The sequence below is a fragment of the Marinovum sp. 2_MG-2023 genome (genome assembly GCF_030548265.1).
Lineage (GTDB): Bacteria > Pseudomonadota > Alphaproteobacteria > Rhodobacterales > Rhodobacteraceae > Marinovum.
On the sequence record NZ_JAUOSD010000012.1, the window covers coordinates 136,410 to 143,022 of the forward strand.

Annotated in this window: 4 protein-coding genes; 3 read left to right on the forward strand and 1 reads right to left on the reverse strand. The window is 60.9% G+C overall.

Going from position 1 to position 6,613, the window contains the following annotated elements; genetic code table 11:
- Positions 1-11: 11 nt before the first annotated feature.
- On the reverse strand, positions 12-1,214 hold the full coding sequence (locus Q4577_RS14790) for a substrate-binding domain-containing protein (RefSeq protein WP_303470065.1): 1,203 nt from the start codon (positions 1,212-1,214) through the stop codon (positions 12-14).
- Positions 1,215-1,313: 99 nt separating this feature from the next.
- On the opposite strand from Q4577_RS14790, the gene Q4577_RS14795 reads away from it, so the two are divergent.
- The 3 genes from Q4577_RS14795 to Q4577_RS14805 all read left to right on the forward strand — a co-directional run bounded on the left by Q4577_RS14795 (position 1,314) and on the right by Q4577_RS14805 (position 6,413).
- The gene (locus tag Q4577_RS14795; RefSeq protein WP_303470063.1) at positions 1,314-1,919 is read left to right on the forward strand and encodes a LuxR C-terminal-related transcriptional regulator; all 606 of its coding nucleotides are present in this window, start codon (positions 1,314-1,316) and stop codon (positions 1,917-1,919) included.
- 118 nt (positions 1,920-2,037) lie between these two features.
- Positions 2,038-3,309: an efflux RND transporter periplasmic adaptor subunit gene (locus tag Q4577_RS14800; protein WP_303470060.1), complete on the forward strand. Its 1,272-nt coding sequence runs from the start codon at positions 2,038-2,040 to the stop codon at positions 3,307-3,309.
- Entirely contained in the window at positions 3,306-6,413 is a 3,108-nt protein-coding gene (locus Q4577_RS14805; protein ID WP_303470057.1) for an efflux RND transporter permease subunit, read from the forward strand. Before Q4577_RS14800 ends, Q4577_RS14805 begins: the two co-directional genes overlap by 4 nt.
- Positions 6,414-6,613 lie beyond the last annotated feature (200 nt).

A 6,613-nucleotide genomic window follows, 5' to 3' on the forward strand; every position in this document is an offset into this window, starting at 1 on the left:
CCGGTGTCAGCTCACTGGCTGTTGTCGCGGCCGATGGGGATGTCCATCTCGTCGGCTTCGATGATCCGCACCAGATCGGGAATGGCCCAATCGACATTGTCGTCCACGCGGATCTTGAAATGCACCATGGATTGCAGCGCCTGATGGTCTTCGGCACGGAAGGTCATTTCACCTTTGGGGGTGTCCCAGGACATGCCCTCCATTGCGTCGATCAGATCCTCGGTCTCATAACTCTCTGCGGTTTTCAGTGTTTTCACGACCGCCAACGCCGCCGCCATACCACCCGCGGTGAAGAAATCCGGCGGGCCGTCGAAACGTTCCTGATGGGTTTCGACCAGCCAGTTGTTGATCGGATTATCATACGCCTCGTAGTAGTAATAAACCGCGCCTTCCATGCCCGGAAACCTTTTGTAGGTCGGCAGAACCGGCAGGATATGACCGCCCATCGAGATTTCGATACCATAGCGGCTGGGGTCCAGCGCCTGGATCTTGCCCGGTGCGTCACCGCCACCGGCCACATAAACCAGAATGACCTTGCGGCCTTCCTGATCTTTCAGCGCATTGAACATCCGTTCGGTTGCGGCGGTGAAATCGGCGGTGCCCTGCGGCACATATTCCTCGGTCACCACGGTCGCGCCGGAGCCTTCCAATGCGGCCTTGAACGCGGTGATGCCGTCGCGGCCAAAGGCGTAATCTTCGGCCAAAGTCGCAACAAACAGGTTTTCATCCGGGTTCAACGCCAGTGCCTGGGCCTGCATGTCCATCGACGAATTGCGCGAGGTCTTGAACACATAGCGGTTGCTGTCCGGCCCGGTCAGGCTGTCGGCGACGGCCGGCTCCACAATCAGAATCTTTTCATATTCCTCGGCGATGGGCAACATGCCCTTGGTCACCCCCGACGATGTGGCCCCAACGGCCAACAGCACCTCGTCGTCGCCATAGGCCTCGGCCAGGACGGCGCGGGCAACATCGGGTTTGAATTGGGTGTCCTTGATGATCACCTCGATCGGGCGACCGTCAATTTCATTTGTGCCATCGGTGGCATATTCCAGCCCAAGCTCAAACCCGGTTTGTGCCTGTTTCGAAAAGGCTTCGAAGCTGGACCCGGACAGGCCATGCACCAGAGCGATCTTGATCGAATCCTGTGCCAGGGCCCCGCCGGCAAAAGTGGCTGACGTAGCAAGGGCGGCGGCGAACCGCGCGAATGTCTTCATGATATCCTCCCAGATCGACGGGGGCCGCTGTTGCGCGGCACCTGCCCGTCGTTTACGTGTGGTCACAGCATTCAGCACTGAACGCAGTGGGGCAAGAGCGTGGAAATACGTATCGACGACTGCTACGCCGAGGACCGCTTTGATGCATTGGCCTTTGCCTATGCGCCGGTGGGGCTGGTGGTGACGGAAAACCGGGTGATCCGGGACTGCAATATCGCCTTTGCCGAGATGTTTGGCCATGCCCGCCGCGCCCTGCGGGGGCAATCCTTTGCGATGCTCTATCCAACGGACGCGGAATTCGTGAATATCCGCGACCGCGGTGTCAAACAGCTGCGCGAAACCAACCGGTATTGGGATGAACGCATCATGGCGCGCAAGGATGGTAAATTGTTCTGGTGCCGGGTGCGTGGCCATTCCTTTACGCCGGATGATCCTCTGGCGCGGGCGGTCTGGAGCTTTGCCGATCTTTCGGCAGAACGCCCCTATTCCCCACTGACGCGGCGGGAACGTGAAATCCTCAGCCATCTGTCAGACGGGCTGACCAGCAAGGAAATCGCGCTGCGATTGGACATCTCTTATCGCACGGTCGAAGTCTATCGCGCCAAGCTGTTGCGCAAATTCGGGGTCAACAACACCAGCGGGCTGTTCCATTCGCTGGGCGGCATTGACGGCGATCATGTGGTGTCTTCTTCCGGCAAATCCTGACCGCTGGGCCACCGCCGTGTGAGCAAAGTGCAGGGCAGTAAAAAAGTTCAATCTTTTTGCGACGGAAACCGCCGGGCCGTCCGTTTTACCCTTTGGATGATCGGACAGGGACCGGGTGATGGGTAAAATAGCGAGCCTTCTAGGGGCAATTGTGATTTTGGCGGCGGCATATGCCGTCACCTTTGGCGTGCCGGCCCCATTAGCGGCGATGATTGGCCCGGAACCGGCCAACGAGGCCGAGGCCGCATCCGCCCCCCCGGCAAGAGCGGGCGGCGGACGGGGCCCGGGGGGCCGCAGGGGCGGCGCCACCACCGTGGCGGTGACCGAATTGGAATTTCAGCCTTATGAAAGCATTCTCAGCGCGATCGGCACCGCATCCGCCCTGCGCAGTGTTGATGTGCTTAGCGAAACATCCGGCACGGTGATCGCGGCCAACCTGGCGGCCAATCGTCTGGTGAATGCCGGCGATGTGCTGGTGCAATTTGATGCCCGCACCCAGACCCTGAATCTGGAAATCGCCGAGGCAGAGTTGCAGCAGGCCACCGAAACCGTTGCCCGCTATGAGCGGCTGCGGCAGAACGGCAATTCCACCATCACCGATGTCACCCTGTCCGAAGCGCGGGTCGCCCAACGTCTGGCCGAGGCCGCAGTCGGGTTGGCCGAAGTTGCGCTGGACAAACAGACGGTGCGGGCGCCGATTTCCGGCACATTGGGACTGAGCGATATCGAAGTTGGCGACACCCTGAGCGTGAACGGGTTTGTGGCCAGCATCGACCAGTCCAACAAGCTGGTGATTGAATTCGAAATGCCGGAGCGTGCGATTGGGCTTTTGGCCAAGGCCAAGCAGATCTCGGCCGGAACCTCGACCTTTGCGGGCAAGGTATTTACCGGCGAAATCATGTCCTTCGACAGCCGGATTGATTCCGTGACCCGCAGTGTCACGGTCAAAGCGCAGATTGACAATTCCGACGGCCTGCTCTGGCCGGGCATGACCTTTGCCGTGCGATTGACCCAGCTCAGCGCACCACTTGCCAAAGTGCCGTCAACCGCGATCACCTGGTCGCGAGAGGGGTCGAGCATCTGGATCAATGCGGGCGGTGCCGCGCAACAGGTGCCGGTGACCATCCTGTTCCGGCAGGACGATTCTGTCTGGGTCGATGCCGACCTGAGCGAGGGCGCCATGGTCGTGACCGAAGGCGCGCAAAAACTGCGCAACGGTGCCCAGATCGCCGTCGCAGGAGCGGCACCGGGGGCAGGACCGGCGGCCGGATCTGGCGCAGGGGCAGGGGGCGCCCGCCCCGGTGAACGTAGCCGCCCGGCCAATGCAAACGGCGTTCCGGCGGTGCAATTGGACCGTGAACCGCAAACCGCGACCCAGGCCCCGTCATGAGCACACAACCAAAACCCAACCGCCGCGCCGGGATGACCGACCTTTTTGTCGCCCGTCCGATTTTCGGCATGGTGATCAACCTGTTGATCCTGATTGCCGGCCTTGCGGCGCTGAGCGCGGTGGACGTGCGCGAAATGCCGGATGTGGATCGCCCTGTCTTGTCCGTGCGAACAAGTTACGAAGGCGCGGTGCCGACCACGGTGGACCGCGAAGTAACCCAGGTTCTGGAAGACGCGCTCAGCGCGCTTGAGGGGCTGTCCTATATTGAATCGACGTCTTCGACCGGGTCCAGCCGGATCACCGTGGACCTGTCGGAAGGCACCGATGTGGATGTGGCCGCCAACGAGGCGCGCGAAATTGTGTCCAACACCCTGCGACAATTGCCGGATGATATCGACGATGATCCAACCGTCACCAAAAGCGACAGCAATGCCGATGCGATCATCCGCCTCGCGCTGTTGGGCGATGCCAGCCTCGATGAACTGACGGAACTGGCCGAAGGCGCTGTCTATGACCGGTTGTCGGTGATCGACGGAATTGCCGAGGTCACAGTGCGCGGCAATCGGGCGAACGAGTTTCGCGTGACGCTCGACATGCCGGCGCTGCTGAGCCGGGGCATGACGATTTTCGACGTGTCGGATGCCCTGTCGGCGCTGCGCGATGACACGCCGCTGGGATCACTGGAATCGAATTCACAGACCCTTGCGCTGCGGGTGGGCAATGCCAATGCCACCGTGGATCTGGTGAATCAGGTGCCGATTGATGCCAATACGCGGATATCGGATGTGGCCTTTGTCCGGCTGATCCCCGAAGACGGCGCGGTGCTGACACGGGTCAACGGCCAAACCGCGGTCGGGCTGGACATCACCCGGCAATCGGTTGGCAACACGCTGTCGATCTCACGCGATGTGGCCGTCGCGGTGGAAGAGTTGAAAACCGCTTTGCCGGATGGGGTCGCGCTTGTCGTCACCTCGGACGACGGCACCTTCATCGAAGGCTCGATCAATGAGGTGGCGAATTCCATCGGGTTGGCGACGGTGATCGTGATCGCGGTGATTTTCGCCTTTCTGCGCTCGCCGCGCGCGACGCTTATCCCGGCGATCACCATCCCGGTGGCGCTGGTCGGCACCATCGCCGCGATCTGGATCACCGGCTTTTCGGTCAATACCATCAGCCTGTTGGCGCTGGTGCTGGCCACCGGCATGGTGGTGGATGATTCCATTGTGGTGATCGAAAACATCGTGCGCAAACGCCAACAGGGCATGGGCGCCTTTGCCGCCGCCGCCGCTGGCACAAACGAAGTGTTCTTTGCGGTCATTTCCACCACCGCCACCCTTGCGGCGGTGTTCATTCCGATTTCATTCCTGCCCGGTCAGGCGGGCGGCGTGTTCAGCGAATTCGGCTTTGTGCTGGCCTTTGCTGTCACCCTGTCGTCGATCACCGCATTGACGCTGGCACCGGTGCTGGCGGCCTTGTTCGATCCCGGCAAATTGCAAGCGGCGCAAACGGGTCCCGCCACGCCCGGATGGGCCATGCGGATTTTTGACACGGTGATGGACCGTGCCATTCGCATGCCGTTGATCGTCTTGGCGGTTGCAGGCGGGTTCACCATCGTCGCGGCCGGTGCGGCCGGAACATTGTCGTCCAGCATCACCCCAAGCGAGGATCGCGGGTTCTTCCTCGTCCAGGCGCGGGGGGCGTCGGATACCACAATCGACTATCTCAACAGTCAGGTGGTCCTGATCGAGGAAATTCTGGAACCTTATCTGACCTCTGGCGAGGTTGACGCGGTACAAAGCATTGTCGGCGTCGGCGGGGGCACCAGCGCCTTTATCGTTGTGCGCCTGCCGGATTGGGCCGAACGGGACCGGTCGCAGGCCCAGATCGTCGCCGAAATCAGCACGCAATTGTCACGTGTCCCCGGTGTGCAGGCCAGCGCAAGGTCGACCAACTCGCTCAACATTCGCGGCGCGGGACGCGGGTTGCAATTTGCGGTCACTGGCAAGGATGTCGATGCGATGACCGAAGCGACCAGCGATCTGATCGCGGCCATGGCCGAGGATGCGATGTTCTCTAACCCGCAATTGTCCAACGACAGCGTGCAAGCCCAATTCGAGGTTCGGGTCGATCGCGACATGGCCAGTGTCTTTGGTCTGACCGAAGCCGAGATCACCAGAACCCTGAGCGCCATGATCCAGGGTGACACGGCCGTAACCGTGTTCAGTGACAATGCCGAAACTGATGTGAATGTGGTGCCCGGTGGGCCGCCGATCAATGACCCTTCGGACCTCGATTCCATTCAACTGCGCCTGCCCGGCGGGTCATATGTACCGCTGTCGGCGGCGGCAACGCTGGTCCCGGTGGTCAGCCAAGCCAACCTGCAACGACAGGGCGGGACGCTGGCGGTGGCGGGCCAGTCGAACCTGGCCGAAGGCGTCAACCTTGGCACGGCGATGGATCGCTTGTCCGAAATCGCAGCCGAACAATTGCCCGACGATATGGGGCTGATCTTTACCGGAGAGGCCGCGACGCTGAACGACAGCCAGACTGAAATGTACCGGGTCTTTGCGGTGGCGTTTCTGGTGGTTTTCCTTGTGCTTGCCGCCCAGTTTGAAAGCATCGCAAGCGCCGTCGTGATCATGTTGACCGTGCCATTTGGCCTTGCGGCGGCGCTATTGGCCATTTCGCTCAGCGGCGGGTCGCTGAATTACTACAGCCAGATCGGGTTGGTCATGTTGATCGGCGTCATGGCCAAGAACGGCATTCTGATTGTCGAATTCGCCAATCAATTGCGTGAGGCCGGTCAGGACATCGACAGCGCCATTCGTGACGCGCTGCGGCTGCGGATCAGACCGGTGATGATGACGATGGTCTCGACCGTCTTTGGTGGTCTGCCGCTTGTGCTGACCTCTGGCGCCGGGGCCGAGGCCCGCATCGCCGTCGGTTGGGTCATTGTCGGCGGGCTTGGGTTTGCCACCGTCTTCACGTTGTTCCTGACGCCGGTGTTCTATCGCTGGATCGCGGTCTGGGGCGCGGAACCCGGCGTCGCCTCGAAACGTCTGACACGGGAAAACGCCGCCCAGTATCAACTGCCCGCCGAATAATTCTGGGCCTGCAACGCGTTTGCAGGCCCAACAGAGGCATAACTATTTCGCGGTCTTCAGGCAGGGCGCGGTGGTGTTGGAAGGTCCGGATTTAACATAATTCTGCTTATGGGCGGATCGGTGCTGTAGCCGCAAAGCTAAAATGTCACCCATGAGCAATTCAGGAATGTCACTCTCCCCCAAAAGACTAAGGGAGATCG

Coding starts and splice junctions, on each gene's coding strand:
- Q4577_RS14790 (WP_303470065.1), bottom strand. CDS start 1,214: ATGAAGACATTCGCGCGGTTCGCCGCCGCCCTTGCTACGTCAGCCACT.
- Q4577_RS14800 (WP_303470060.1), top strand. CDS start 2,038: ATGGGTAAAATAGCGAGCCTTCTAGGGGCAATTGTGATTTTGGCGGCG.
- Q4577_RS14805 (WP_303470057.1), top strand. CDS start 3,306: ATGAGCACACAACCAAAACCCAACCGCCGCGCCGGGATGACCGACCTT.